The organism is Nocardia sp. BSTN01, from assembly GCF_015354405.1.
In the GTDB taxonomy this organism is placed as follows: domain Bacteria; phylum Actinomycetota; class Actinomycetes; order Mycobacteriales; family Mycobacteriaceae; genus Nocardia.
The window spans coordinates 1-24,073 of sequence record NZ_JADKYP010000057.1 but is presented as its reverse complement, the minus strand read 5'-3'; the positions used below and the strand labels follow the sequence as shown (position 1 = coordinate 24,073).

Sequence of the window (24,073 nt, the reverse complement as noted above, 5' to 3'; positions counted from 1 at the left end):
TGTCGGAGCCGCAAGATCGTCGTAGCGTCGCTGGGGTGAGTGTTCCTCAGCATCTGCCCGCCACCGCGGGCGAACTACGCGCCGCCGGTTATCAGCCGCGCGGGGTGAAATCCGAAATTCGCGAGAATCTCCTCGCCGCATTGCGATCCGGGACCGATCCGTGGCCCGGCATCGTCGGCTTCGACCGCACCGTCGTCCCGCAATTGGAGCGGGCGCTGCTCGCCGGCCACGATGTGGTACTGCTGGGCGAGCGCGGCCAGGGCAAGACCCGGCTGCTGCGCACCCTGGTGGGGTTGCTCGACGAATGGACGCCGGTGATCGACGGTGCCGAACTCGGCGAACATCCGCTGGCGCCGATCAGCCCGGCGGGCCGGCGGCTCGCGGCCGAACTGGGCGACGACCTGCCGGTGGCGTGGCGTCACCGCAGCGAACGTTATGCCGAAAAGCTCGCCACCCCCGACACCTCCGTCGGTGACCTGATCGGCGACGTCGACCCGGTGAAGGTGGCCGAGGGCCGCAGCCTCGGTGATCCGGAGACCATCCACTTCGGGCTGGTTCCGCGCGCCCATCGCGGCATCGTCGCCATCAACGAACTGCCCGACCTCGCCGAGCGGATCCAGGTCGCGCTGCTGAACGTCATGGAGGAACGCGATATCCAGGTGCGCGGCTATACGCTGCGGCTACCGCTGGATGTGCTGCTGGTGGCCACCGCCAACCCGGAGGACTACACCAACCGCGGCCGCATCATCACTCCGCTCAAGGACCGGTTCGGCGCCGAGATCCGCACCCACTATCCGCTCGACGTGGAGGCCGAGACCGCGCTGGTGCGCCAGGAGGCCGATCTGGTCGCCGAGGTCGGCGACCCACTGCTCGAGGTGCTGGCGCGCTTCGTGCGCCAGCTGCGGGAATCGCCGGCCGTCGATCAGCGCTCCGGCGTCTCGGCGCGCTTCGCGGTGGCGGCGGCCGAGACCGTGGCCGCGGCCGCACTGCGCCGGACCGCGCTGACCGGTGAACATCCCGCCGTCGCCCGCCCGGTGGATCTGGAGTCGGTGCCCGCGGTGCTGCGCGGCAAGGTGGAATTCGAATCCGGTGAGGAGGGCCGCGAGAGCGAGCATCTCACCCATCTGCTGCGCCGCGCCTTCGCCGAAACCGCACGCCGGCGCCTGGCCGGGGTGGATTTGCGGCCGCTGGCCGAGGCGGTGAGCGCGGGGCATCCGGTCACCACCGGCGAACGAGTGCCCGGCCAGGAGGTGCTCTCGGCGCTGCCCGAGCTGCCGGTGCTGGCGCGGGTGGCCGAGCGGCTCGGCGCCGAGTCCACCGATTCGCCGGCACGAATCGCCGCGACCGTCGAATTCGCTTTGGAGTCATTGTATTTGAGCCGCCAGCTGGCCAAGGACTCCGACGACGGCACGGCGACCTACGGCTCATGACGACCCCCGACCGCTATTCCTACGGGCCCTATCACGACGGTCCCGACCCGCTGGCGCCGCCGGTCGATCTGCGGGAGGCGCTGGACCTCATCGGCCGCGACGTGATGGACGGCAGTTCCCCGCGCACCGCCCTGGAGGAGTTGCTGCGCCGCGGCACCGGCCGCACACCCGGCCTGGACGAGCTGACCCGGCGGTTGTGGCAGCGCCGCGCCGAGATCACCCGGCAACACCGCCTCGACGGCACCCTGCAACAGGTGCGCGAGTTGCTCGACCAGGCCTTGGAGGCCGAACGCGCCGCCCTGTTCCCCGACCCCTCCGACGATGCCCGCTTCGCCGAGGCCGAACTCGACGCGCTGCCGTCGAGTACCGCCGCCGCGGTGACCGAACTCGCCGACTATCAGTGGCGCTCGGAGACGGGCCGCGCCAACTACGAGCAGATACGTGATCTGCTCGGTCGTGAACTGCTCGACTCCCGCTTCCAGGGCATGAAGCAGGCGCTCGAGAACGCCACGCCCGAGGATGTCGAGCGGGTGCGGCAGATGATGTCGGATCTGAACCAGCTGCTGGCCGCCCACGCCCGCGGCGAGAACACCGAGCGGCAGTTCGCCGAGTTCATGGCCGAACACGGCGAGTTCTTTCCCGAAAACCCCCGCGACACCGAGGAATTGATCGATGCGCTGGCCGCGCGGGCGGCGGCCGCGCAGCGGATGATGAATTCGCTCTCGCCGCAGCAGCAGGCGGAGTTGAGCCAACTGATCGGTCAGGCCTTCGGCGATCCGCGTATCGCCGAACAGGTTTCGGCACTCGATGCCGCGTTGCGCGCACTGCGCCCCGGCGAGGATTGGGATTCGGGGCAGCGGTTCCGCGGCCAGGACCCGCTCGGTCTCGGCGAGGGCGCGCAGGCGATGCAGGATCTGGCCGAAATGGACGCGCTGGCCGAACAACTCGGCCAGTCCTATCCCGGTGCCCGGCTCGAGGATATCGACCTCGACGCCCTCACCCGCCAGCTCGGCGCCGACGCCGCCGTCGATGCCGCCCGCCTGGCCGAACTGGAACGCGAACTGCGCCGCCAGGGCCTGTTCGAACGCGCCCCCGATGGGTCGCTTCGCTTGACGCCCAAGGCGTTACGCCGCCTCGGCGAGGTGGCGCTGCGCGATGTGGTCGGGCGGTTGCGCGCTCAGCGCGGACAGCGCGAGACCGTGACCGCGGGGGCGGCCGGCGAACCGACGGGCGCGACGCGGCCGTGGCGCTTCGGCGATACCGAACCGTGGGATGTGTCGAAAACCGTGCGCAACGCGGTCCTTCGGTCGGCGTCGACCGGCAGCCGCCGGGTGTCGTTGTCGGTGTCGGATGTCGAGATCACCGAAACCGATCAGCGGTCGCGCGCGGCGGTGGCCCTGTGCGTCGACACGTCGTGGTCGATGGTGCAGGACGGGCGCTGGCTGCCGATGAAGCGGACCGCGTTGGCCCTGCACCAGCTGATCAGTACCCGATTCCGTTCCGACGCATTGGAAGTCGTGACGTTCGGCCGCCACGCCACCACCGTCGACATCGCGGAGCTGACCGGCCTGGAAGCCGTGTGGGAACAGGGCACCAACCTGCACCACGCCCTGTTGCTCGCCGCCCGCCACCTGCGCCGCCATCCCGACGCGGTCCCGGTGGTACTGGTGGTCACCGACGGCGAACCGACGGCCCATCTGGAGTCCGACGGCAGCTCGTATTTCAACTGGCCACCCGACCCACGAACCCTCGCGGTCACCATGGCCCAGGTCGACGCCCTCGCGAAACTCGGCGCCTCGGTCTCGGTATTCATCCTCGGTGAAAATCCGAGGCTCGCAGCGTTCGTCGATCTGATGGCCCGCCGCAGCGGCGGCCGGGTCATCGCCCCGGACCTCGACGGCCTGGGCGCGGCGGTGGTCTCCGACTATCTGAGCGGGCGGCGCCGATAGCGTCGGCCTGGTGGTGGTGCCTGCACAAGCTCACCCGCAACGGGTGAAGCGCCACCCGGGGCCGGGGCGTGAACTTGTCGGCGTACCGCGGCCGCTGCTGCCGGAAGGGAGCATGCGGTGGCGGGAAGCCGTTCGGAGGAAGCCGGACGCTGTCATCGAGGAGACGTCATGCCCGTGTGGGATGTGTTCTGGCTGATCATCATGAGTTTCGCGTTCGCCGCCTACCTGGTGCTGCTGTTCTGGATCTTCACCGATCTGTTCCGGGATCGCGGCACCTCGGGCTGGGTGAAGGCGGTATGGGTGGTGTTCCTGTTCGTGCTGCCGCTGCTCACCTCGCTGGTATATCTGATCGTGCGGGGCGGCGGTATGGCGCAGCGGTCGGCCCGGGCGGCGAAAGAGGCCGAGCAGGCGCAGCACGCCTATATCAAGGAAGTGGCCGGAAGCAATTCGGCCACCCAGATCGCCGACGCCAAACGACTACTCGACGAGGGCACGATCACCGCACAGGAATTCCAGCAGCTGAAGAGCCGAGCTCTGGCCTGAGCCGTACGGCGCCGGTGATCGAGAGGCGGTGCGGTGCGCTACGAATTCTCCATCGACGGCGAGTTGTCCGGCGACATCTGCGCCGAATTTCCCGAACTGGCCCGCAGCACCGTGGCCGCGCCCGGTACCACCACGCTGTTCGGCCCCCTCGAGGACTACACCGCGATGCGCAGCGTGCTGGCGCGCATCGACGCCCTGGGGCTGACGCTGATCGAGATGCGCCGCCTGCCGGATTGAGGCGCCACCCCCTTCGGCGTGGCCGAAGAGGTGTGTTCGACGTGGCCGATCAGGAGTGGCCGTGCCCCACCTGCGGGCTGATCCGCCGCCATTCGCGTTCCCATTCGCCGGCCCGGCGCCGATCCAGCGCACAACCGGCGCACCGGGCCAGCCCGTAGGCCAGGGCCCAGCAGGCGAGCAGGGCGGCGGTGCCGGTGGCGACGCCCTTGGCGACGGCGACGTCGTCGGCGACCGGCGGCGTGGTGGGATCGCCGCGGCCGGTGAGCCACAACGGAATTCGGTCCCCTCGATGGATGGTGCCGTCGACGTCGACCATCGCCTGGCCGGGATGACCGGCGCGGCTCCACTGGGCCTGGGCGCGGAGCTGGTCGGCGAACATGCCGTTGGGTGCGGGCATTCGGATCGGATCGCTCGTAACCTCGGCTGTCACAGCCGTTTTCGTGGCGTTGTCGGCGTGGATGGCGGCGAGCTCGGCCCGGTACTGCGCGGTGCCGGCGGCGACGGCCAGCAGCACCGCGGCGAGCGCGCTCACCACCAGTGCGAGCCGCAGTGCCTGTTCGACACGGTCGGCGGTGCGCATCAACGGCGAACGCGTCCAAGGCGCGATCCGTCCGGCCCGCAGCACCGCGAAGGTAGTACGCACCATCTTCACTCTCCCACCACGACCGGCAGAGGCACGCTCGGAGAATAACCGTTCGCCGCCCCGGCAAACGGCGTTCGAAGTGGATCTTCGCCACGCTCGGCCGCAGGTTTGACCCGGGTCTGCGGGGTTATCGCTCCGATGCGACCCGCATCGTGCGGGTGGTCCGGCAATTCGGAAGGAGCACGGTATGAGTGCCATCGATAAGGCCAAGAACAAGCTCGAGGACGCCGCCGGTCAGGCGAAGGAGAAGCTCGGCGCCGCCACGGGCGATCCGGACAAGAAGAACGAGGGCAAGGCCGACCAGACCAAGTCGAACCTGAAGGACGCGGGCGAGAAGGTCAAGGACGCCTTCGACCACTGATCTCGTCCGGGGATCCACCTCGTCGCGAGGCCCGGACCGGTGCAGCATATGCGCCCGGTCCGGGCCTCGTGCCGTTTCGGCGGCGGTCGGGCGCATGCGCTGGAGCTGGGCTTACGCCGTTTCGGCTGTACAGACCGCTTCGTCTCTGTTATGAAGGTAGGGCGGGTCGGTCTTCATGTGGTAGGACGCCCGCAGCGGGCTCGCGCCCGTTGCCCTCGGCTCCGGTTTGGAGACCATCAATGAGCTCGAGCGCCGAATTACGTCCCGTACCCTCCGCCGATGAATCCGGCGCCCCCCATGTGGCCGAGGCGCGCCTGTCCGCCGTCGTGCGCACCCGCGGCCCGGCGCTGGTGCTGTCGTTCCGCGGTGAGGCCGACAGCTACACCCTGCCCGGATGGAGCGCGCGCATCCGCTCCGCCGCCGAAAGCGGTATCCGCATCGTGGTGATCGACACCAATTGCCTGAGTTTCCTGTCGTGGCGCGCCCTGCTGACGCTGGCCCGCGAGGCCGAGCACTACCGATCCGCGGGCGTGCATCTGTGCCTGGTCACCCAGTCCCGGACGATCATGCGGATCGCCGAACTGGATGCGCTGACCCGGCAACTACCGATCCATTCGACGGTCGTGAGCGCGGTCAGCCGCGCCACCTACGACGCGGCCGGGCCCACGATCGCCGCCACCCCCGGTTGAGCCGCTACTCGTCGGGGAGCGGGAAGTAGGAGTCGTCGTCGGTACCGGATTCGCGCCGCACGATCTCCGCTACGGCTTCGGTGTCACTGGCGCCGTCGGGTGATCCGGTGCGGATCGAATCCAGGCCTTCGGTCGCACCGGATTCCGGCAACGTCGGCTCGGCGGAAGGCCTGGTCCCCACATCCGGCTCCTCTTCGGCCAGTCGCTGGGAGAGTGGACGTTCCGTGCGCTGTTCGCCGGCCGTCATGCCGTAGCTGTCGACGCCCGACCAATCGTCGGGCGGTTCGACGATCTCGTCGCCGTCGTCGTTGCCGACATCGTCGGAGTCCAGTCCCTCGGTCGAGGTGAGCAGGTCTTCGTCGGATTCGTTTCCAGCCATGTACTTCGCGTGCCCCCGATCGCCTGTCGCAAACCGTCGGCGGCGGGCCCGTTCGTTTGGTCATCCGGGCGGCGGGTAGGCCGACGGTGGCCGTATCCAGCACATATGCAGATCGAGGTGACACGATGAAAGCAGTGACGTGGCAGGGCCGGCGCAAGGTGTCGGTGGACGAGGTGCCCGACCCGCGGATCGAGGAACCGACCGATGCCGTCATCGCCGTGACCTCCTCCGGGGTGTGCGGGTCGGATCTGCACCTCTACGAGGTGCTCGGCCCGTACATGAGTGCCGGCGACGTGCTCGGCCACGAGCCGATCGGGGTGGTGGTCGACGTCGGGCCGGAAGTGCGGTCGCTGTCGGTGGGTGACCGGGTGGTGGTGCCGTTCCAGATCGCCTGCGGGCACTGCGTCATGTGCGATACCGGTTTGCCGACGCAGTGCGAGACCACGCAGGTGCGCGAATACGGCAGCGGCGCGGCCTTGTTCGGCTATTCCAAGCTCTACGGGCAGGTGCCCGGCGCCCAGGCGCAGTACCTGCGCGTTCCGCATGCCGATTTCACCCACATCCCGATTCCGGCCGGTCCCGACGACAGCCGCTTCCTGTATCTGTCGGACGTTCTGCCGACGGCGTGGCAGGCGGTGGAATACGCCGGCGTGCCCGACGGGGGCTCGGTGGTGGTGCTGGGACTGGGCCCGATCGGGGATATGGCGTGCCGGATCGCGGCCCATCGCGGATACCGGGTGATCGGTGTCGATCGGGTGCCGGAACGACTGCGCCGGGTGGCCGATCGCGGTATCGAGGTGGTCGACCTGGAGCAGATCGGCGACTCGATCGGGGATGTGATCCGCGACCGCACCGACGGACGGGGGTCCGACAGCGTGATCGACGCGGTCGGAATGGAGGCCCACGGATCACCCGTCGCGGAGTTGGCTCAGCGTTCGGCGGGCTATCTGCCCGCGATGGTGTCGCAGAAGTTGATGGACACCGTCGGCGTGGACCGGCTGGCGGCATTGAACAGTGCGATCGACATCGTGCGCCGCGGCGGCACCATATCGCTGTCCGGGGTCTACGGGGGCATGGCCGACCCGTTGCCGATGCGCATCCTGTTCGACAAGCAGATTCAGCTGCGGATGGGTCAGGCGAACGTCAAGCGATGGGTCGGCGACATCCTTCCGCTGTTGCAGGACGGTGATCCGCTCGGGGTGGAAACCTTTGCCACTCATCGGCTTCCGCTGTCGGAGGCGCCGCGGGTGTATCACGACTTCCAGCGTAAGGCCGACGGCATGGTGAAGGTGGTGCTCGACCCGGCGGCCGCGTGAGCGCGCGGTGCGATCATGCGGCCGCAATGCCCGAATCAGCCCGTGCCGCAAGATATTTCCGGGCGTGACCAGTAGGTTCGCAATCGTCCGCGATATCGGTGCATAGACCCGGGAGGCCCGGGTAGTGCCTCTGATGTGACCGGGAAGTACGCCGGTCGCGATGGAGAGAAGTCCCTACTGCGAAGGAGGTCCGCAATGGCCGACCAGAACAATCCCGGACAGTTCGGCAACCGCAGCGACACCGAGGAACAGGCTCGCCGCGGCGGCCAGGCCAGCACGGGTAGTTTCGGCCAGCGCAATGCCGCCGATCCGCACGAAGCGGGGCGCAAGGGCGCCCAGGCGCAGCCGACCGAGGCCAAGCAGGCCGGTGGTCAGCACAGTCACGGCGGTCGCTGACCCGAATCGCGACACACGGACTCGAGCGCGTAGGCCGGATCACGGATCCGGCCTACGCGGCTGTCGGGACCAGTGCGGCGTGGCGTTTCGGATCGCGGAATTCCGACGTTCTCGAGATTGTTCCACTTTTGTGGTTAACATCTGGCACCCAGACTTCGATGCTAGATATGTCGTTGATTGTGACGGCAGCGATCGGTCGGTTCCAACGGCTCGGATCGGGTATCACGCGTTCGGTCGCGAGCATCGGCGCTCGGTGGCACAAGGATTGACCAGGCGGTTCGGCAACGTAGCCGATTCTCCCCGCAGGTAACGACTATCCCGCGAAACGAAACGGTGTGCGATGGACATCGATCAGCGTTACCGTCAGAGTAGTTCGACCACCATGACGGCAGCGGAACTGGCTACCTTGCTGCACAAGTCCGCGGCGGGGGACGCCGAATCCTTCGCGGCCTTCTACCGCAGCACCAACGCCCGCCTGATGGCCCGGTTGACCGCGATTCTGCGCAGTCCCGGCTTGGCTCAGGAAGTGAGCCAGGAGGTCTATCTGCAGGCGTGGTCCGCGGCCGGCGACTACGACGCCGGACGGGCCAGCCCGATGGCGTGGCTGATGATGTTCGCGCACCGGCGTGCGGTCGACCGGGTGCGCTCGGAGCAATCGCTGGCGGATCGGGAGCGGGCGTTCGGTCGCGGTCAGTATCAGCCCGAATGTGATGTGGTGTTCGACGAGGTGACGCAGCGGCTCGATGAGCGCTCGGTCGCGGGGGAGGTGCACCGGCTGGGGCATCGGCAGCGGGAGGCGATTCTGCTCGCCTTCTACGGCGGCCGCACCTATCCGGAGGTGGCGCAGGATCTGGGTATTCCGCTGCCCACCGCGAAGGCCCGGATCCGGGCCGGATTGAAAACGCTCGGTTCCAGACTTTCGGAGAAGTCGCGCGACGAGACGAAGTGAGGGCGGCCACTCCCCGGTAGTCGGCGTTTCTACCCCCTAGGGGTATATTACATGGTGTCGCCCAGTCGGCGGCTCCCGCCTCTTCGGCGGTTATGATCTACTAGTTGCGTACGTAAGTAGTAGATGTTATCGAGCCTGTTGCCGCGTTCCCCAGCGGTGGGGTGACATCCGGCTCGATGCTCGGCAACACCGTGTGAAGGTGTTGCGCGACAGTGGCGATCGTGGTGAGGAGGCTGGGTTGGTGGATCGGTGTCCGGCCCGGCGTGGACTCCGGCCTCGGGTCTGTGCGCCGCTGCGGTCGGTCGAGCGGTGGGTGCGGATGCGGTGAGCTCCGTCCGTCGGTCGCGGCGGGGTGTCGTGGCCATGATCTTCGTCGCCCTGCTCACACTCGTTGCGCTGCATACCGATTGCGTGGTCGCCGATGCCGAGACGGCCGGCACTTCCGCATCGTCCGCCGCCGCGAAATCCACACTGGCCCATCTTGGTTCGCATCTGCCCGCCTGGGACGACTGCTGTGCGCACGACAGGCACATCGTCCTGGATTCGGTACTTCCGGCGGATCCGGTGAAGCTGTGGCCGCCCGGCCAAGTGTGGGATGCGGTGGCCGCGGTGACCCCCGCCCGGTGGCACCGTCACGCGACCGCCGTGCGCGGGCCGCCGGGCCCGCCGCCCCGCACCGGTCGCGACATTCTGACGCATCTCGGTATCGCCCGCCGCTGATCGGTCAGCGACAGGCCGCCTGCCCTGTGCCGGCGGCCGGTGTCCGCTGCCCGCATCCGTACCGCCCGCATCGGGCGAAGATACCGAAAGCGACAGTCATGGACGACATCGTGCTCGACCACCCGCAGCCGATTCCGGCAGCGCCGACCCCGGCGCACCGTCCGCGCGGCCTGGTCGGCAATACGCCGGTGCTCTGGATCGGCGAACCGCTGAGCGGCCGCGGCCGCGGCTTCTGGGCCAAACTCGAAGGCGCCAATCCGGGCGGCATGAAGGACCGGCCCGCGCTGCACATGGTGCGCAGGGCCGAACGCCGCGGAGATCTGCGGCCGGGTGCGCGCATCGTCGAATCATCCAGCGGCACTCTGGGATTGGGGCTCGCGCTGGCGGGGATGGTGTACTCGCATCCGGTGACCGTCGTCACCGATCCCGGAATGGAACCGATGGTCGCGCGACTGCTGCGCGCCTACGGCGCACGGGTGGAGACGGTCACCGAACCGCATCCGGCCGGCGGCTGGCAACAGGCGCGTCGCGATCGGGTCGCGGCGCTGCTGGCCACCGAACCGGATGCCTGGAGCCCCGACCAGTACAGCAATCCCGACAATGTGGAGGGCTACGAATCGCTGGCCCTGGAGATGGTGCAGCAATTGGGCCGCATCGACGTCCTGGTCTGCGCGGTCGGAACCGGCGGACACTCCGCGGGCGTGGCCCGGGTGCTGCGCCGGAACAATCCGCGGTTGCGGCTGATCGGCGTGGACACCGTGTCCTCGACGATCTTCGGCCAACCGGCCGGGCCGCGACTCATGCGCGGACTGGGCTCGAGCATCCACCCCCGCAACGTCGACTACGACGCCTTCGACGAAATCCATTGGGTGGCACCGGCGGAAGCGGTATGGGCATGCCGGACACTGGCCGCGACCCACCACGCCAGCGGCGGCTGGAGTGTCGGCGCGGTGGCGCTGGTGGCGGGCTGGGCCGCGCGCGTGCACGACACCGGCACCCGGATCGCCGCCGTCTTTCCCGACGGGCCGCACCGCTACGCCGACACCGTCTACAACGACGCCTACTGTGACGAGCACGGCCTGCTCGATGCCGATCCGCCCCTCGAACCCGACACGATCGGCCATCCCGCCGAGCGAGTGGTGAGCTCGTGGACGCGCTGCACCACCGTCGTCGACCCCCGCACCCTCGACCCGGAGCCCGCCGCATGAGTGTCCTCGCCCGATTCCGCAGCTTCGACCCGGCGGCCCGGTTGCTGATGATCAACCAGTTCGGCATCAACCTCGGCTTCTACATGCTCATGCCGTATCTGGCCGGATATCTCGCCGGCCCGATCGGCTTGGCGGCGTGGGCGGTCGGTCTGGTGCTGGGCGTGCGCAACTTCTCCCAGCAGGGCATGTTCCTCGTCGGCGGGACGCTCGCCGACCGGCTCGGCTACAAACCGCTGATCGTGGCGGGCTGTCTGCTGCGCACCGCGGGATTCGCGCTGCTGATCTTCGCCACCTCGCTGCCGATGCTGCTGATCGCCTCGGCCGCAACGGGTTTCGCCGGTGCGCTGTTCAATCCGGCGGTGCGCGCGTATCTGGCCGCGGAGACCGGTGACCGCCGCGTGGAGGCATTCGCGGTTTTCAACATCTTCTATCAGGCCGGCATCCTCGTCGGGCCGCTGGCCGGGCTGGCCCTGCTGGTGACCGACTTCCGGGTGACCGCCGCGGCCGCCGCCGTGGTCTTCGCGGTACTGACCGTCGCGCAACTGTTCGCGCTGCCGCCACGGCGGGCGAGTGAGCCCGCGGTGCGCACGACGGTGCTCCAGGATTGGCGGACCGTACTGGCCAATCGCCGTTTCCTGGCCTTCGCGGTCGCGATGATCGGTTCGTATGTGCTGTCGTTCCAGGTCTATCTGGCACTGCCGTTGCAGGCTGAATATCTGAGCCCCGGTCACGCGCAGGCGCTGACCTCGGCATTGTTCGTGGTGTCGGGTGCGGTCGCGGTGGCCGGGCAGCTGCGCATCACCGCGTGGTTTCGACGCCGGTGGGGCACCGGCCGCGGCCTCGTGGTCGGCATGGGGGTGCTGGCCGCGTCCTTCCTGCCGCTGCTGCTGGTGCCGGGCCCGCGGCCCTTCGGCACGGTGGCTGCCGTTGCGGCGCTGCTGATTTCGGCGGCGATCCTCGCGGTCGGGACCGCGGCGGTGTTCCCGTTCGAAATGGATACGGTGGTCTCGCTGTCCGGCGGCGCGCTCGTTGCCACGCACTACGGGTTCTACAACACGGTGGTCGGAGTCGGAATCCTGACCGGAAACCTCGTCACCGGCGTAGTGCTGGACGCCGCCCGCTCGGCCGGACTCGACGCCGTGGTGTGGGCCGGGTTCGCCGCCATCGGGGCACTCGCGGCGTTCGGCCTGGCCGCGGTCGAGCGCAGTGCACGCGCGCACACCGCTGGGGGAGAAGAAGTTCCGGTGAATTCGGTGCGCGAATCCGCCTGACCGCAGATGGCCGGTACTCGTCCGCCGCCACCATGGCGGACGAGTACCGCATCGGCTAGCCGCGCCGCAGTTCCAGCACCGGAATGGTGCGGATTCCTTCGGTTTTGCGGGCGTAGCCGGCGAATCCGGGGTAGCGGCGGGCCTGTTCGGCGAAGATCCGGTCGCGGCGCTCACCGGTCACTTCGGTGACCGCCGCCGGGTAACGGTCGGTGCCGCGTTCGATCTCCGCCGTGCCGGCGGTGGTCAGGTTGTAGTACCAGTCCGGATTGGTCGGAGCGCCGGCCTTCGACGCGAAAACATAGATGCTGTCCGGGTTCTCGTCGTCGGCCAGATACATCATCGGTGTCACCAGTTCGCGCCCGGATTTGCGGCCGCGGTGATGCACCAGCACCATCGGCGCGCCCTCGAAATCGCCGCCGACGCGTCCCTGGTTGGCTCGAAATTCCTCGATGATCGCGGTGTTCCAATCGCTCATGAGCTGCATTCTGCTGTCGAACCAGCGGCCGCGGCGGGAGGCGCGCACGTGGGAATACCGGCGGTGGCCTGTATGCGATGATCGGTCCGGTGTTCGTGATCCGATTCGTGGTGCGGTGCCATGGCTGAGCTGTACGGGCGGGCGGCCGACACCGCGGCGATCGCCGCCCTGCTGGACCGGGCCCGTGCGGGGGAGAGCGGCTGGCTGGTACTGCGCGGCGAACCCGGAATCGGTAAGACCGCCCTGCTCGACCACGCCGCCGATCTCGGCGCCGGGCTGCGGGTCCTGCGCGGCGCGGGGGTGGAGATCGAGGCCGAACTTCCGTTCGCCGGATTGCAGTTGCTGCTGCGGCCGGCGGTCGCGCATCTGCCCGCCCTGCCCGCGCGCCAGCGGGCGGCGCTGGAGGCGGCGCTGCGCCTCGGCGACGATCCCGGCGGAGATGCGATGCTGGTCGGATTGGCGGTGTTGTCGCTGCTCACCGAATACGCCGGCGACACCGGGCTGGTCTGTCTGATCGACGACGCGCAATGGCTCGACCGGGCCTCGCTGGACACGATCCTGTTCGCCGCCCGGCGGTTGTACGCCGAGGGGGTCGTGATCATCCTCGCCGCTCGTGACGGTGCCGCGTTCGCACGGTCCGCGGATCTGCCCGAACGCCGCATCGCCGGACTCGACCCGGAGGCCGCCGCCGCGCTGCTCGACCGCCGCGAACTGCCCGCCGGGGTGCGCCGGCAGGTCCTGGCCGAGGCGCAGGGCAACCCGCTGGCCTTGCTCGAATTGGCCGGCGCCGCACGCGACGAACGTCCCGGCGCCGCCCATCCCGGTGCGCTGGCGTTGACCGACCGCCTGCAACTGGCCTTCCACGGACAGGTCAGCCGGATGCCGAAATCGACACAGGACGTGCTGCTGATCGTCGCGGCCGAGGAATCCGGCGAATTGTCGGCGGTCCTGCGCGCCGCGGCCGCCGTCGGCGCCGGAATCGACGATCTGGCCCCGGCCGAGGAGGCGGGACTGCTGGTGCGCGGCGAGACGGCGGAGACGATCGCCTTCCGTCATCCGCTGCTGCGCGCCGCCGTCTACCAGCGAGCGCCGCTGGGACAGCGGGTGACCGCACACCGCGCGCTGGCGGCCGCGCTCGACGGCCCCGCCGACGCGGACCGCCGTGCCTGGCACGCCGCGGCCGCGGCCACCGGCCCGGACGCGGAAGTCGCTGCGGCCCTGGAGGATACCGCTGCCCGCGCGCTCGCCCGCAGTGGCCACGAGGCGGCCGCCGCGGCCTACGAACGCGCCGCCCGGCTCACCATGGACCCCGGGCTGCGCGCGCATCGCGAGGCGCTGGCCGCCCAATCCGCCTTGAATGCGGGCGATCTGGAGCGGGCCGCGGGGCTCGCGCGCCGGGTGGCCGCAAGAGCCGGTGCGACAGCGCAATTGCGGGCTCGGGTCGCGCATGTCGAAGGGCTCGCCCACTTCTGGCAGGGCCGTTTCGCCGAGGCGGACGCGCTGCTGCGCGCCGGCGCCGCGCAGGTCGCCGACCGCGATCCCGCGCTGGCGGCGACGATGCTGGTCCAGGCCCTGCACACCGGCTGGTATCTGGGCGAACAGCATGTCCGCGACTGTGTGGCGCAGTTGACCGCGGTGCCGCTGACAGACACCGATCCGCTGCACCCGGTCGTGACCTATATGGCGAGCGTCCTGGATCGCCGCGACACCGCGAGCGCGCCACCGGAATTGACCCGGACGCTGGCAGAGTCCGCGCGGCGGGGCCCGGTGCCCGATCAGGTGCGGCTGATGCTGTGTGGCGTGGCGATGGCCAGCGGCCAGGACGCCGACGTCTACGGGCCCGCCGAGGCGCTGAGCCGGGAGTATCGCGGAGCCGGTGCCGCCGGCCGGCTGCCCACCACCTTGTTCTTCGCCGCCGAGGTCGAGATCTTCACCGGTCGTCTGCGCGATGCGCGAACCACCGCGGCCGAGGCACTGCGTCTGGCCGCAGATCTGGGCCAGCGCCAATGGGTCAGTCAGCTCAGCAGCGTTCTCGCGCATATCCATGCCGCCGAGGGCGACGAGGACCGGTGCCGGCACTACGCCGAGGCCGGACTCGCCGACAGCACGCCCGGATCCGTGTCTCCCGGTGCGGCGTGGGCGCATTGGTCGCTGGGTTTGCTCGAACTCGGTTCGGGCCGGGCCGAAACGGCGCTGTCGCGCTTCGAGCGGCTGACCCGGGACCCGCTGCGTCATCACTTGTGCGCGATGCGTTCGATACCCGATCTGGTCGAGGCGGCGGTCCGGGTCGGCGCCGCCGACCGCGCCGAACCCCACGCCGATCGGCTCGCCGACTGGGCCACCGCGGTGCGGCAGCCGTGGGCCGAAGCACTCGTATTGCGCTGTCGCGCACTGCTGTCCGACGACGACAGCGCCGAGACCCACTACACGGGGGCGCTGAAGCTGCACGACCGTGAGGCACGCCCGGTGGAATACGCTCGCACCGCACAACTTTACGGGGAGTGGCTGCGCCGGGCCCGCCGCAAGAGCGAGGCGCGAACGGTGCTGACCGAGGCGCTGGACATGTTCGACCGCATCGGCATGCGCCCGTGGGCCGAACGCGCCCGCACCGAACTCACCGCGACCGGTGCCGCGCCGAGCGGGCCTGGCGGACAACCGGATTCCCGCTCGAGCGCGGCGGTCACCGGGCTCACACCGCAGGAATTGCAGATCGCTCGCCTCGCCTCCCAGGGCCTGTCCAATCGCGATATCGCCGCCCAGCTGTTCCTCAGCCACCGCACCGTCGGCTACCACCTCTACAAGGCGTATCCGAAACTCGGAGTGACCTCGCGCGGCGAACTGAAAACCATTGCCGATCAACTGCGTTGACGATCGCGGACACGCCGGAACCCCGGTGGTGACCACCGGGGCTCCGATCTCTACTTCCGGATGCGTGCGGCGGGGAGCAGTTGCACCAGTGCCGCGGTGAGCAGGCACAGCAGCGCCATCGGCACCAGGCTCGCGACGAACGCCGGCGCCAATCCGCCGGGCGCTGCGAGCCGGTCGTAGAAGACGATGCCGACCACCGCGATCCCGACCGCGCCGCCGACCTGCTGCGCGGTGGCCAGCACGCCCCCTGCGGCGGCGGCGTGCCGTGGTGTCACTCCCGCCAGCACGATGCCCGGCATGGGCACCAGCGCCAGACCCATTCCCGCTCCCGCGACGATCATTCCCGGCAGCAGGTCGAGCACCGATCCGTCGGCGCCGAGTTCGTGCGCGGTGATCGCGAGCAGCAGATATCCGCCGGCCTGCAGCACCGCGCCGACCGCGACGACCTGCCGGCCGAGCCGGGCGGCCGCCCGCTCCGACAGTATCGAGGTGAACAGGTAGGCCCCGCCGAGCGCGAGGAACAGCAGGCCCGATCCCAGGGCCGACAGGCCGCGGCCCTGTTGCAGATACAGCGCCAGGACCAGGAAGAACGATCCCATGGTCATCTGGTAGCTCAGCGCGATCGCCGAACCGATCGCGAACGAGCGTTCGGTGAACAGCGCCGGATCGACCAGCGGTTCCCCGCCGCGGGCCGCCGATCGCCGCGCGGCGGTGACGAAGACGGCGATCAGCACCGCAGCCGCGGCCAGTGCGAGCCAGGTCCACAGCGGCCAGCCCTGCTCACGGCCCTGGATCAGCGGCAACACCACCGCCGCGAGCGCGGTCGCGATGAGGCCGACGCCGAGCCGGTCCAGCCGGGTTCCGCCGTCTCCGCGTGATTCGGGGACCAGCCGTGCCAGCACGGCGAGGGTGAGCGCACCCACCGGCACGTTGATCCAGAAGATGGTGCGCCAGCCCAGTCCGAACAGATCGGCCTGGATCAACAGCCCGCCGATGAGCTGGCCGAAGACCGCGGCCAGGCCCATGGCCAGCCCGTAGGCGGCGAAGGCGCGCACTCGGCGCGTGCCGGTGAACACCACGCTGATGATGCCCAGGACCTGCGGCATCAGCAGCGCCATCCCGGCCCCCTGGGCGATCCGGGCGACGACAAGTTCGGCGGCGTCACCGGCCAGCGCGCAGGCCAGAGAGGCGAGGGTGAACACCGCCATGCCGAGGCCGTAGAGCCGGCGGCGGCCGTAGAGGTCGCCGAGCCGTCCGCCGGTGATCAGTCCGGCCGCGACCGCGAGGCCGTAGCCGGCGACCACCCACTGCATGGTGGCGCTGCTCGCGTGCAGATCGGCCTGGGTGTCGGGGATGGCGACGTTGACGATGAAGAAGTCCAGTGTGGCCATGAAGATTCCGGCCAGCAGGACGAGCAGGGTGGCCCGTGCGGGCGGTGCGCTCGCCGGGCGGGTGCCACGGGCGAGCAGGGTGGGTGTGGACATGGGTATCCCATCGGGGATGGTGCTGCGGGACAAGAAGATTCGCTCAGCCCTTGACGAATTCGAGGAGATCGTCGTTGAACTCGGCGGCGTGCGAGGTATAGAGACCGTGACCGGCGGTCGGGTACTCCTTGTAGACGGCCTGCGGCATCAGCTCGGCGGTGCGCCGGCCGGTGACCTCGGCGGGTGCGGAGAAGTCCAGGGCGCCGTGCACGATGAGCGTGGGAACGGTGATGCCGCGCAACGCTTCCCGGTTGTCGCAGTGGAAGACCGCCTGCTGCATGTGCAGCGTCGCCCACGGCGCGGTCGACAGGCACTGGCGGTAGGTGATATCGATGTGTTCGGGGGAGACGTCCGGATTCAGGTGGCTGTTGAAGTAGATCTGCGACTGGCGGGCCAGCCACCGGCCGCGGTCGGTGCGGATGCTGGCCACCAGCGCATCGAGCATGGCTTCCGGGATGCCGCCGGGGTTGTCGTCGGTGGCCTTCATGAAGGGCAGGATCGCCGCGAGGAAAACCACTCGGGCAACGCGGCTTTCACCGTGGCGGGCCAGATACCGGGCGATCTCCGCGCCGCCGGTGGAGTGGCCGACCAGGGTGGCGCCGCGCAGGTCGAGATGCTCGAGCAGGGCGCCGAGATCGTCGGCGGTGGTGTCGATGTCGTAGCCGGTGGACGGGCGGTCCGAGCGGCCGTGGCCGCGGCGGTCCAGGGCGATGCAGCGGTAGCCGCGCTCGGTGAAGTACGGAATCTGGTATTCCCACATCTCGGTGTTGAGCATGGCCCCGGCGACGAAGACGATCGGTTCGCCCGTGCCGTAATCCTCGTAGGCGAGGGTGGTTCCGTCGGTGGTGGTGAAGTACATGACCTTGTCCTTTGGGATGAGTGCCGGGTGTCGGGAAGGGATCAGGCCCCGGTGGGCACCTTGTCGAGGAAGCCGAGGATCTGGCGGATACGGCCGTCGTCGCCGAGCGCGGCGACGTCGAAGCCGATCACCAGCGGCTCCTCGCCCGCACGGCCCAGATTCCAGGTGAAGCGGGCGATGCCGTGGTGGCTGTCGATCGGGCCGCCGAGAGTGAATTCCAGTCCGGCGAACTGCTGCTGGACCGCGGCGACGGCGGCGTCGAGGCCGGCGTGGCCGCGCACCGACACCAGTGGATCGGTGTATTCGGCGTCGTCGGTGAGCAGGTCGGCGATCTGTGCGGCGCGGGCGGCGGGATCGGTCTCGTTCCAGACGGCGAGGTAGCGTTCGACCAGGTCGTTGATGTCGCTCACGGGATTCTCCTTCGTGGTGGTGATGTTCCGACCACAAAGTTATGGAGTTCCGGGCGACGGGGAATCTGTCGCGCTTAAGTACTTTCGACGGTAGTGCCGGGCGACGTACTACCGGTCGGCGGCGGGATCGCCGAGCCGCCGCGACGGGTCCAGGGTGGCGGCGGGTTGTCCGGTGGTGATGCTGTCGGCGAGCGTGGCGCCCAGGACCGGGGCCAGTTTGAACAGATTGTGCCCGGCGATGAAGGTGGCGCCGCCGTCCTGCCAGGCGGCCAGCCCGTCCTCACCCCACGGCAGCCGGGTCACCCAGCAGTGCACGTAGCCCTCCGGTTCGGGTGCGAGTCCGGGAAGTGCGCGGTCGACGTAGCGGGTGGCGCGTTCGGCCAGCCCGGCCAGCGCCGTGGGATCGACCGAGCCGCCGTCGTTGCTGGGGACGGAATCGCTGAGTCCGAGCCCGTAATGGGTGTTGCCGGGGAACGCGGCGGCATAGATTCCGGTTTCGCCGAATTCGCCGCTGCTGTCCTGCAGCGTGGCGAGTGTGGCGGGCGGCGCCGATCGCGGGCGGAAGGTCACCCGAACGTGCGCGGACACCTGCACCGGCAGGGCGAGGCCGAGTGTCCGGGCCAGCGGCGCGGTGCCGCGGCCCGCGCAGACGACGACGCTGCCGAAGTCCGAACAGGTTGTGCCGGTGCGTAATTCGACGGTTCCGGCCGCGGTGTGCCGCAGGGTGAGGACATGGTCGGTGACGAGCGCCTCGCGCACTCGTTCGGTGAGAGCGTCTATCGCGGCGACGGTGCGGATGGAGCCGCCGGTCGCGTCCAGCATGGCCGGTCCGTCGTAGTCGGCCAGCGGCGGCAATCGGGTCGCCAGCTCCTCGGCGTCGATACCGCGGGCGTCGATTCCGGGCGTTCGCCGCAGGATCTCCAGCTTGTCCGCCACGCCGGCCCCGAGCGCGACCGCCCCGTCCCGCGAGATCAGTTCGGTGCCGAATTCGCCTTCCCAGTCGCGCCAGACGCGCCGCGCGGCCACCGCCATCTCGACCAGCCGGGGATCGGTGTGCGCGTGGCGGAAGATGCGGGAATGGCCGGCCGACTGGCCGCCGCCGGGGCGGCCCGACTCGTACACGGTGACCGAGAGCCCGGCCCGGCGTAGTGCGTGCGCTGTGGCCAGGCCGACGATTCCGGCTCCGACCACGGCGACATCGGTTGCGGCACCCATCTCCGCGGACTACCCGCCGACACGGCCCGCAATCTCGGCCGGTGGTCGTGGGCTCAGTACCCGCCGAGCAGCGCGCGGAGCCGGCCCAGTTCCTCGGGGCCGGCGGCACTGTGCCAGCGCGTCGGGTCGGCCGGTCGTCGACCCCACAGGAACAGCACGCGCACCGCCGGATCGCTTTCCACCGTCGCCGGTCCCTGCGGCGGCGCCAATTCGATGGAATTGCCGTCCGGCTCGGCGACGATCAGGACGTCGTCGGTGCCCGGCGCCCGCAGTCTGCCTTCGATGCGGCCCTCGGGACCGAAATCGATATCCCTGCTACCGCGCGCGAGCAAGGGCAGACCGACATCGCGCACACTGTGGCGAGTTATCCACGGCCGCATGAGCATATCGATCGCCGTCGCGTCGTCGCCGGTCATATCCCAGCGGTGCAGCACCATCTCCTGGCGCATGTGCTCGAGGAAGAAGTCCGGGGCGACGGTTCGCCCGGTCCAGCCGATCGCCTCCAGCGGCGACAGCGTGTCGATCACCTCGGCGGTCTCGACGAGTTGTTCGCACCGGTCCACGAACGCCGCCCACAACTCGGCGTCGGGCATCGCGCGGTAGGGCGCCTCACGCTCCTCGAAACCACGGGTCGGCACCGGGCTGCCCGCCGCGTGGGCGGCGAGCACCCGTGCGAGTTCGGCCGCGTTGCCGGTGTTGTGGATCACGACATCGCGGACGGTCCAGCCCTCGCACCAGGTGCCCGCGTCGGGCCGGCGCGCCTGCACGGCGCGGGCGAAGGCCTCCCATTCCGGCAACGCTTCGGCGGCACTGTGTGAAACCATCGGCATCTCCTCCGACCGGGGTCTGCGGCGCCCGGTTGTCGTGGCGGATCCCGTCCTGATTCGCGCATACCCCGCCGCTGCCGGAACTCACCCGGTGGTTCGCCCCTCCGGTCCGTATTCGTCGAGGATCCGGACTATTTCGGCGGCGACCAGCCCGGGCCGCTGGGTCGGCACCATATGGCCACAGTGCTCGGCGACGACATGTCGGGCGTGCGGCCGTGCCGCCCGCCGCTGGTGTGCGGCGTTGATCGCGGCACGTGAGCGGGCCGAGATACCGGCGGAGGGGGAGTCGGCGGACACGATCGTGACGGCGAGATCCGGGCGGTCGGGGCCGGCGTCGCGCAGCTGTTCGAGATCGGTTGTGTGGCAGGCGAGTTCGGCGGCGCGGGTACGCATCGCCGCGGCGGTGAAGCCTTCGGCGCGGAAGTCGGCGCGGGCATCGGCGGGTAGCGCGGTGAGGGTGTCGCGATAGGCCAGTCGCAGTACGCCGATCCGTGCGAGTGCGGCGCTGAGCCGCTGTCCGGTTCGGGCCGCTCGCCGCGATGCCGCGGTGAACAGATCCTCGCAGAATTCGTCGGTGGGATCGACCAGGACCGTACCCGCGACCCGGTCGGGCCGGTCCGCGGCGGCGACCCGCACGATCGGACCGCCCCAGCTGTGGCCGACCAGTACGAACCGCGGTGCGGCGAACCGTTCGGTGAGGTGATCGAGCAGATCGACGAGGTCGTCGGCCAGGCGTCGGAGGCCGCGCGGTGCGCTGTCGGGGGCGCTGCGGCCCAGACCGCTGCGGTCGTAGACCACGGTCGGCGCGTAGTCGTCGAATTCGCGCTGCACCGCCGCCCAATAGGAGCGGGTGCAGGCGAGTCCGCTCTCGAAAACGACCAGGGCCGAACGATGGTCGTCTCGCCCCGGCCGGTGCATGTAGTACAGCCGGCGTCCGTCGCGAGTGGGCGCCGTACTCGCCGTGCCCTGGCTGTGCGGTGCGGCGGGATCGGCTCGTTGCCGCGTGGATCGTCCCGCTTGAGTCCCCTGCGTGCTCCCAATCACATTGGTTAGCCTAACCTAAAGATGCCAGGATGCTGGGATGCGGTTCTTTCAGGGTGTCAGCGGGGCGGTTCACTATCGGGTGTGGATCGCGGAGTCGTCTCGTGCGGTCGCGGTGCTACTGCACGGTCTCGGCCAGCAGAGTGCGGACTACCATCGCTTCTCGCGCGCGCTGAACCGTTGCGGCATAACGGTATTCGGCATCGATCATATCGGACACGGCCTCAGTGAAGGTGAATTCGGCGCGGTCGCCCCCATCGGCGATCTCGCCGCCGACGCGCTGACCTTGACCGGCCTCGCCCACGCCGCGCACCCGCACCTGCCGCTCGTGCTGATCGGTCATTCTCTCGGTGCGGGCACCGCGGTGGTGGCGATGGCCTCCGATACGGCGGCGGTCGCGCACATTTCCGGAGTGGTTCTGCTCGGCACTCCGGAACAGGCTCCGGCGCAAGGCTTCTCGACACCGCCGGTACCGACTCTGGTACTGCACGGTGCCGACGACCGGCGCGCGCCGCTGGCACCCATCCGCGCCTGGACGAGCGAAGCCCGCGACTGCCGGACCCTCGAAATCCCCGACGCCGGACATGATCTGCTGCACGAACCCGTCCACCGCCGTGTCACCGGCGAGATCGTCGAGTTCATCCACGCCCGCTGTGCGGCGATGAGCGGGTCTCTCGCCACCTGAGCGCGAGCTCGGCCGGGTCGGGTTCGACGCCGCGATCCTGGGCACTCGCCAGGAGACCAGGAAGGGTGTCGATGGGATGAACCAACTGCAGGATCTCGTCACCGGCGCGGCCGGGTCGCCGTGGGTGTACTTCGCGCTACTGGGCGTCTGCATCGTCGACGCCTTCTTCCCGCCGGTCCCCAGTGAATCGGTGATCGCCGCACTCGCCGCCATCGGCAGTTCGACCGGGCAGCCCTCCGTCTGGCTGCTGATCGCCGCCGCCGCGATCGGCGCGATCATCGGCGACAATCTGGCCTATACGATCGGTCGCGCGATCGGCACGGATCGATTCGCGTGGATGCGCACACCGAAGATCCGGCGGGCCTTCGACTGGGCGCGCGGAATGCTCGACAAACGCGCGGCCCTGCTGATCATCACCGGGCGCTACATTCCGGTCGGTCGCATCGCGGTCAATATGACCGCCGGGGCGACCGGATATCCGCGCCGGAAATTCGTACCGCTGACGGTGATCGGAGGCATCAGCTGGGCGGCGTATTCGGTGGCGATCGCCAGTGCCTTCGGGCGCTGGCTGCGCGATCAGCCCCTCCTTGCCGCCGTGATCGGCATCGCCTGCGCGATCGTTCTCGGCTTTCTCGTCGACCGCATCGTGCGGCACTTCTTCCCGGGCACCGACGAGGACGAATCCGGCGACGAGCACGACGACAGCCGGGACGAGGACGACGCGGGGCAGAGAGCGGACGCCCGCCGGCGACAAGCGTCGTGAGTGCGCATCCGGCGTCGTCACACGGGCATCGGCGATGCACGATCGCCCACACGAGGCAGGCGACGATCCCGCTGACCTCGTCCTCCGGTCGGTCGTGGAATCCGTCCGCGGGTGGATGAGCGCGGCCCCTGCGGCCCGTTACTGTCGGCACCGCGTCGACCGGCGCCGCGCTCGCGGCGGTGACTTGTTCGCGCACAGTCAGGGGAAGGCACGGACATGGACACGTTCACGCACGCCGGATTCGTCTTCGACGTCACCGACACGCCACCGCCCTCCGGCAGCGGAACGCCGGAGACCGTGATTCTGCTGCACGGCTTTCCGGAGGATCGCCACTGCTGGGATGCGATCACGACGACCCTCACCGCGGCGGGCTATCGCGTACTGGCACCGGATCTGCGGGGCTACTCACCGGGTGCGCGCCCGGCCGCGCGGTCGGCGTACGCCACGGCGCGTATGACCGGTGACGTGTACGCCCTGGCCGACGCGGCCGGCGCCGGGCGCTTTCATCTGGTCGGCCACGACTGGGGCGCCGCGCTCGCCTGGTCCGTCGCCGCCGAGCGGCCCGACCGGCTGATGTCGCTGACCGCCCTGTCGGTGCCGCATCCCATGGCCTTCGCGCGTGCCATGGTCACGAGCAGCCAAGCCCTGCGGTCGTGGTACATGGCCGCCTGTCAGCTGCCGTGGGTCCCGGAGCTCGTACTCTCCGCACAGGGTGGCCGGGCGATGGGGCGGGCCCTGGTCCGCGCCGGACTCGAGCCGGAGTCGGCGAACCGCTACGCGGCACGGGCGGCGCATCGACGGGATATGCGCGGCCCGGTCAACTGGTACCGGGGACTGCCGTTCGCGCTGCGCCGCCCGGTCGGCTCCGTCGAGGTCCCGACGCTGTTCTGCTGGGGCATCGCCGACCGTTACGTCACACGATCCGCAGCGCAGGCGTGCGGCCGGTACGTCACCGGCCCGTATCGCTACGAGGCCCTCGACGGCGGCTCGCACTGGCTGCCCGAACAGGCCTCCGACCGGGTCGCCGCACTACTCGTCGACCATCTGCGCGCTGCGGTGGCCGGCGTCGCCGGCCGTTTCTGACCGAGCTGCCGTCGCCGACCGCGACAGCGGATCAGTCGGGTGGTTCCTGGGCGTTCTCCTCGGTGCCGACGTCGTCGGCGACCTCCCGGGTCGCCATCCCGCCGTTGTCGCCCTCGTCCACCGGCCCGGGCCGCCCACCGCGCGGTTCGTCGGTGTCGTCGTCGTGCGGATGATTGGGATGGGACATGAATCCGTCCTTTCTCGAGGTTCGTAGCGGACTACCTCGACAGCCGGGCCGCAAACGCCCGGCGCACGTCAGCCGTCGGCTAGGG

General features: G+C 69.8%; 26 protein-coding genes. 16 read left to right on the top strand and 10 right to left on the bottom strand.

The window, feature by feature from the left end:
- Window positions 1-35 precede the first annotated feature (35 nt).
- The 4 genes from IRT45_RS30070 (at window position 36) to IRT45_RS30055 (ending at window position 4,159) form a co-directional block, all read left to right on the top strand.
- A complete protein-coding gene (locus tag IRT45_RS30070; protein WP_194809193.1) occupies window positions 36-1,430 on the top strand; it encodes an ATP-binding protein in 1,395 nt (464 codons plus the stop codon).
- Complete coding sequence (locus IRT45_RS30065; RefSeq protein ID WP_194809192.1) at window positions 1,427-3,379, top strand: VWA domain-containing protein; 1,953 nt, start codon at window positions 1,427-1,429, stop codon at window positions 3,377-3,379. The genes IRT45_RS30070 and IRT45_RS30065 overlap by 4 nt, the downstream gene beginning before the upstream one ends.
- Before the next feature lie 168 nt (window positions 3,380-3,547).
- Window positions 3,548-3,922 carry a PLDc N-terminal domain-containing protein gene (locus IRT45_RS30060; protein WP_194809191.1) on the top strand — a complete coding sequence of 125 codons (375 nt, stop codon included), beginning with the start codon at window positions 3,548-3,550 and terminating at the stop codon, window positions 3,920-3,922.
- A 33-nt stretch (window positions 3,923-3,955) separates the two neighbouring features.
- Window positions 3,956-4,159 carry a hypothetical protein gene (locus IRT45_RS30055; protein WP_194809190.1) on the top strand — a complete coding sequence of 68 codons (204 nt, stop codon included), beginning with the start codon at window positions 3,956-3,958 and terminating at the stop codon, window positions 4,157-4,159.
- A 49-nt stretch (window positions 4,160-4,208) separates the two neighbouring features.
- On the opposite strand, the gene IRT45_RS30050 is transcribed toward IRT45_RS30055, so the two are convergent.
- Window positions 4,209-4,805, bottom strand: coding sequence for a hypothetical protein (locus IRT45_RS30050; RefSeq protein ID WP_194809189.1), 597 nt, complete (start codon window positions 4,803-4,805; stop codon window positions 4,209-4,211).
- 184 nt (window positions 4,806-4,989) lie between these two features.
- Between IRT45_RS30050 and IRT45_RS30045 the strand changes: the two genes are divergently transcribed.
- Both IRT45_RS30045 and IRT45_RS30040 read left to right on the top strand, forming a co-directional pair.
- A complete protein-coding gene (locus tag IRT45_RS30045; protein WP_030518399.1) occupies window positions 4,990-5,163 on the top strand; it encodes a CsbD family protein in 174 nt (57 codons plus the stop codon).
- Between the two features lie 239 nt (window positions 5,164-5,402).
- Window positions 5,403-5,852 (top strand): STAS domain-containing protein, encoded by a 450-nt coding sequence (locus IRT45_RS30040; protein WP_194809188.1) that lies wholly within the window; start codon window positions 5,403-5,405, stop codon window positions 5,850-5,852.
- 4 nt (window positions 5,853-5,856) lie between these two features.
- Here the strand turns inward: IRT45_RS30040 and IRT45_RS30035 are convergent, their stop codons facing one another.
- A complete protein-coding gene (locus IRT45_RS30035) occupies window positions 5,857-6,231 on the bottom strand; it encodes a hypothetical protein (protein WP_194809187.1) in 375 nt (124 codons plus the stop codon).
- A gap of 125 nt (window positions 6,232-6,356) precedes the next feature.
- Between IRT45_RS30035 and IRT45_RS30030 the strand changes: the two genes are divergently transcribed.
- The 6 genes from IRT45_RS30030 (at window position 6,357) to IRT45_RS30005 (ending at window position 12,091) form a co-directional block, all read left to right on the top strand.
- Window positions 6,357-7,547, top strand: a complete 1,191-nt coding sequence (locus IRT45_RS30030) for an alcohol dehydrogenase catalytic domain-containing protein (protein WP_194809186.1) — start codon at window positions 6,357-6,359, stop codon at window positions 7,545-7,547.
- Between the two features lie 195 nt (window positions 7,548-7,742).
- A complete protein-coding gene (locus IRT45_RS30025) occupies window positions 7,743-7,943 on the top strand; it encodes a hypothetical protein (RefSeq protein ID WP_194809185.1) in 201 nt (66 codons plus the stop codon).
- Between the two features lie 382 nt (window positions 7,944-8,325).
- The gene (locus IRT45_RS30020; RefSeq protein ID WP_194809184.1) at window positions 8,326-8,892 is read left to right on the top strand and encodes a sigma-70 family RNA polymerase sigma factor; all 567 of its coding nucleotides are present in this window, start codon (window positions 8,326-8,328) and stop codon (window positions 8,890-8,892) included.
- 324 nt (window positions 8,893-9,216) lie between these two features.
- Window positions 9,217-9,612 carry a hypothetical protein gene (locus IRT45_RS30015; protein ID WP_194809183.1) on the top strand — a complete coding sequence of 132 codons (396 nt, stop codon included), beginning with the start codon at window positions 9,217-9,219 and terminating at the stop codon, window positions 9,610-9,612.
- A gap of 98 nt (window positions 9,613-9,710) precedes the next feature.
- Complete coding sequence (locus IRT45_RS30010) at window positions 9,711-10,820, top strand: PLP-dependent cysteine synthase family protein (protein ID WP_194809182.1); 1,110 nt, start codon at window positions 9,711-9,713, stop codon at window positions 10,818-10,820.
- Entirely contained in the window at window positions 10,817-12,091 is a 1,275-nt protein-coding gene (locus IRT45_RS30005) for an MFS transporter (RefSeq protein WP_194809181.1), read from the top strand. Before IRT45_RS30010 ends, IRT45_RS30005 begins: the two co-directional genes overlap by 4 nt.
- A gap of 55 nt (window positions 12,092-12,146) precedes the next feature.
- Here IRT45_RS30005 and IRT45_RS30000 read toward each other — a convergent pair whose 3' ends face one another.
- Window positions 12,147-12,575, bottom strand: a complete 429-nt coding sequence (locus tag IRT45_RS30000) for a nitroreductase family deazaflavin-dependent oxidoreductase (RefSeq protein WP_194809180.1) — start codon at window positions 12,573-12,575, stop codon at window positions 12,147-12,149.
- Between the two features lie 111 nt (window positions 12,576-12,686).
- Here IRT45_RS30000 and IRT45_RS29995 point away from each other — a divergent pair, with 111 nt between their 5' ends.
- Window positions 12,687-15,434, top strand: a complete 2,748-nt coding sequence (locus IRT45_RS29995) for an AAA family ATPase (protein ID WP_194809179.1) — start codon at window positions 12,687-12,689, stop codon at window positions 15,432-15,434.
- 50 nt (window positions 15,435-15,484) lie between these two features.
- Here IRT45_RS29995 and IRT45_RS29990 read toward each other — a convergent pair whose 3' ends face one another.
- The 6 genes from IRT45_RS29990 to IRT45_RS29965 form a co-directional block, all read right to left on the bottom strand.
- Window positions 15,485-16,918 (bottom strand): MFS transporter, encoded by a 1,434-nt coding sequence (locus tag IRT45_RS29990; RefSeq protein WP_194809178.1) that lies wholly within the window; start codon window positions 16,916-16,918, stop codon window positions 15,485-15,487.
- Window positions 16,919-16,961: 43 nt separating this feature from the next.
- Complete coding sequence (locus tag IRT45_RS29985; RefSeq protein WP_194809177.1) at window positions 16,962-17,777, bottom strand: alpha/beta fold hydrolase; 816 nt, start codon at window positions 17,775-17,777, stop codon at window positions 16,962-16,964.
- 41 nt (window positions 17,778-17,818) lie between these two features.
- Window positions 17,819-18,187 carry a nuclear transport factor 2 family protein gene (locus IRT45_RS29980; protein WP_194809176.1) on the bottom strand — a complete coding sequence of 123 codons (369 nt, stop codon included), beginning with the start codon at window positions 18,185-18,187 and terminating at the stop codon, window positions 17,819-17,821.
- Window positions 18,188-18,295: 108 nt separating this feature from the next.
- Entirely contained in the window at window positions 18,296-19,402 is a 1,107-nt protein-coding gene (locus tag IRT45_RS29975) for an FAD-binding oxidoreductase (RefSeq protein WP_194809175.1), read from the bottom strand.
- A 53-nt stretch (window positions 19,403-19,455) separates the two neighbouring features.
- Complete coding sequence (locus IRT45_RS29970; RefSeq protein WP_194809174.1) at window positions 19,456-20,226, bottom strand: maleylpyruvate isomerase N-terminal domain-containing protein; 771 nt, start codon at window positions 20,224-20,226, stop codon at window positions 19,456-19,458.
- Window positions 20,227-20,313: 87 nt separating this feature from the next.
- Complete coding sequence (locus IRT45_RS29965) at window positions 20,314-21,273, bottom strand: alpha/beta hydrolase (RefSeq protein ID WP_309241217.1); 960 nt, start codon at window positions 21,271-21,273, stop codon at window positions 20,314-20,316.
- A 37-nt stretch (window positions 21,274-21,310) separates the two neighbouring features.
- On the opposite strand from IRT45_RS29965, the gene IRT45_RS29960 reads away from it, so the two are divergent.
- The 3 genes from IRT45_RS29960 to IRT45_RS29950 all read left to right on the top strand — a co-directional run bounded on the left by IRT45_RS29960 (window position 21,311) and on the right by IRT45_RS29950 (window position 23,801).
- A complete protein-coding gene (locus IRT45_RS29960) occupies window positions 21,311-21,955 on the top strand; it encodes an alpha/beta hydrolase (protein ID WP_194809173.1) in 645 nt (214 codons plus the stop codon).
- Between the two features lie 76 nt (window positions 21,956-22,031).
- Window positions 22,032-22,718 (top strand): DedA family protein, encoded by a 687-nt coding sequence (locus IRT45_RS29955; RefSeq protein ID WP_194809172.1) that lies wholly within the window; start codon window positions 22,032-22,034, stop codon window positions 22,716-22,718.
- 216 nt (window positions 22,719-22,934) lie between these two features.
- Window positions 22,935-23,801 (top strand): alpha/beta fold hydrolase, encoded by an 867-nt coding sequence (locus tag IRT45_RS29950; RefSeq protein ID WP_194809171.1) that lies wholly within the window; start codon window positions 22,935-22,937, stop codon window positions 23,799-23,801.
- Window positions 23,802-23,832: 31 nt separating this feature from the next.
- Here IRT45_RS29950 and IRT45_RS29945 read toward each other — a convergent pair whose 3' ends face one another.
- Complete coding sequence (locus IRT45_RS29945) at window positions 23,833-23,988, bottom strand: hypothetical protein (protein WP_167354225.1); 156 nt, start codon at window positions 23,986-23,988, stop codon at window positions 23,833-23,835.
- Between the last annotated feature and the right edge of the window lie 85 nt (window positions 23,989-24,073).

What these genes read in the sequence shown, in the direction of transcription:
- IRT45_RS30000 (WP_194809180.1), bottom strand. Translation starts at nt 12,575, where the DNA reads ATGCAGCTCATGAGCGATTGGAACACCGCGATCATCGAGGAATTTCGA.
- IRT45_RS30045 (WP_030518399.1), top strand. Translation starts at nt 4,990, where the DNA reads ATGAGTGCCATCGATAAGGCCAAGAACAAGCTCGAGGACGCCGCCGGT.
- IRT45_RS29995 (WP_194809179.1), top strand. Translation starts at nt 12,687, where the DNA reads ATGGCTGAGCTGTACGGGCGGGCGGCCGACACCGCGGCGATCGCCGCC.
- IRT45_RS29975 (WP_194809175.1), bottom strand. Translation starts at nt 19,402, where the DNA reads ATGGGTGCCGCAACCGATGTCGCCGTGGTCGGAGCCGGAATCGTCGGC.
- IRT45_RS29955 (WP_194809172.1), top strand. Translation starts at nt 22,032, where the DNA reads ATGAACCAACTGCAGGATCTCGTCACCGGCGCGGCCGGGTCGCCGTGG.
- IRT45_RS30025 (WP_194809185.1), top strand. Translation starts at nt 7,743, where the DNA reads ATGGCCGACCAGAACAATCCCGGACAGTTCGGCAACCGCAGCGACACC.
- IRT45_RS30040 (WP_194809188.1), top strand. Translation starts at nt 5,403, where the DNA reads ATGAGCTCGAGCGCCGAATTACGTCCCGTACCCTCCGCCGATGAATCC.
- IRT45_RS30020 (WP_194809184.1), top strand. Translation starts at nt 8,326, where the DNA reads ATGACGGCAGCGGAACTGGCTACCTTGCTGCACAAGTCCGCGGCGGGG.
- IRT45_RS30010 (WP_194809182.1), top strand. Translation starts at nt 9,711, where the DNA reads ATGGACGACATCGTGCTCGACCACCCGCAGCCGATTCCGGCAGCGCCG.
- IRT45_RS29970 (WP_194809174.1), bottom strand. Translation starts at nt 20,226, where the DNA reads ATGGTTTCACACAGTGCCGCCGAAGCGTTGCCGGAATGGGAGGCCTTC.
- IRT45_RS29950 (WP_194809171.1), top strand. Translation starts at nt 22,935, where the DNA reads ATGGACACGTTCACGCACGCCGGATTCGTCTTCGACGTCACCGACACG.
- IRT45_RS29960 (WP_194809173.1), top strand. Translation starts at nt 21,311, where the DNA reads ATGCGGTTCTTTCAGGGTGTCAGCGGGGCGGTTCACTATCGGGTGTGG.
- IRT45_RS30060 (WP_194809191.1), top strand. Translation starts at nt 3,548, where the DNA reads ATGCCCGTGTGGGATGTGTTCTGGCTGATCATCATGAGTTTCGCGTTC.
- IRT45_RS30050 (WP_194809189.1), bottom strand. Translation starts at nt 4,805, where the DNA reads ATGGTGCGTACTACCTTCGCGGTGCTGCGGGCCGGACGGATCGCGCCT.
- IRT45_RS30005 (WP_194809181.1), top strand. Translation starts at nt 10,817, where the DNA reads ATGAGTGTCCTCGCCCGATTCCGCAGCTTCGACCCGGCGGCCCGGTTG.
- IRT45_RS30035 (WP_194809187.1), bottom strand. Translation starts at nt 6,231, where the DNA reads ATGGCTGGAAACGAATCCGACGAAGACCTGCTCACCTCGACCGAGGGA.
- IRT45_RS29990 (WP_194809178.1), bottom strand. Translation starts at nt 16,918, where the DNA reads ATGTCCACACCCACCCTGCTCGCCCGTGGCACCCGCCCGGCGAGCGCA.
- IRT45_RS30030 (WP_194809186.1), top strand. Translation starts at nt 6,357, where the DNA reads ATGAAAGCAGTGACGTGGCAGGGCCGGCGCAAGGTGTCGGTGGACGAG.
- IRT45_RS29985 (WP_194809177.1), bottom strand. Translation starts at nt 17,777, where the DNA reads ATGTACTTCACCACCACCGACGGAACCACCCTCGCCTACGAGGATTAC.
- IRT45_RS29945 (WP_167354225.1), bottom strand. Translation starts at nt 23,988, where the DNA reads ATGTCCCATCCCAATCATCCGCACGACGACGACACCGACGAACCGCGC.
- IRT45_RS30065 (WP_194809192.1), top strand. Translation starts at nt 1,427, where the DNA reads ATGACGACCCCCGACCGCTATTCCTACGGGCCCTATCACGACGGTCCC.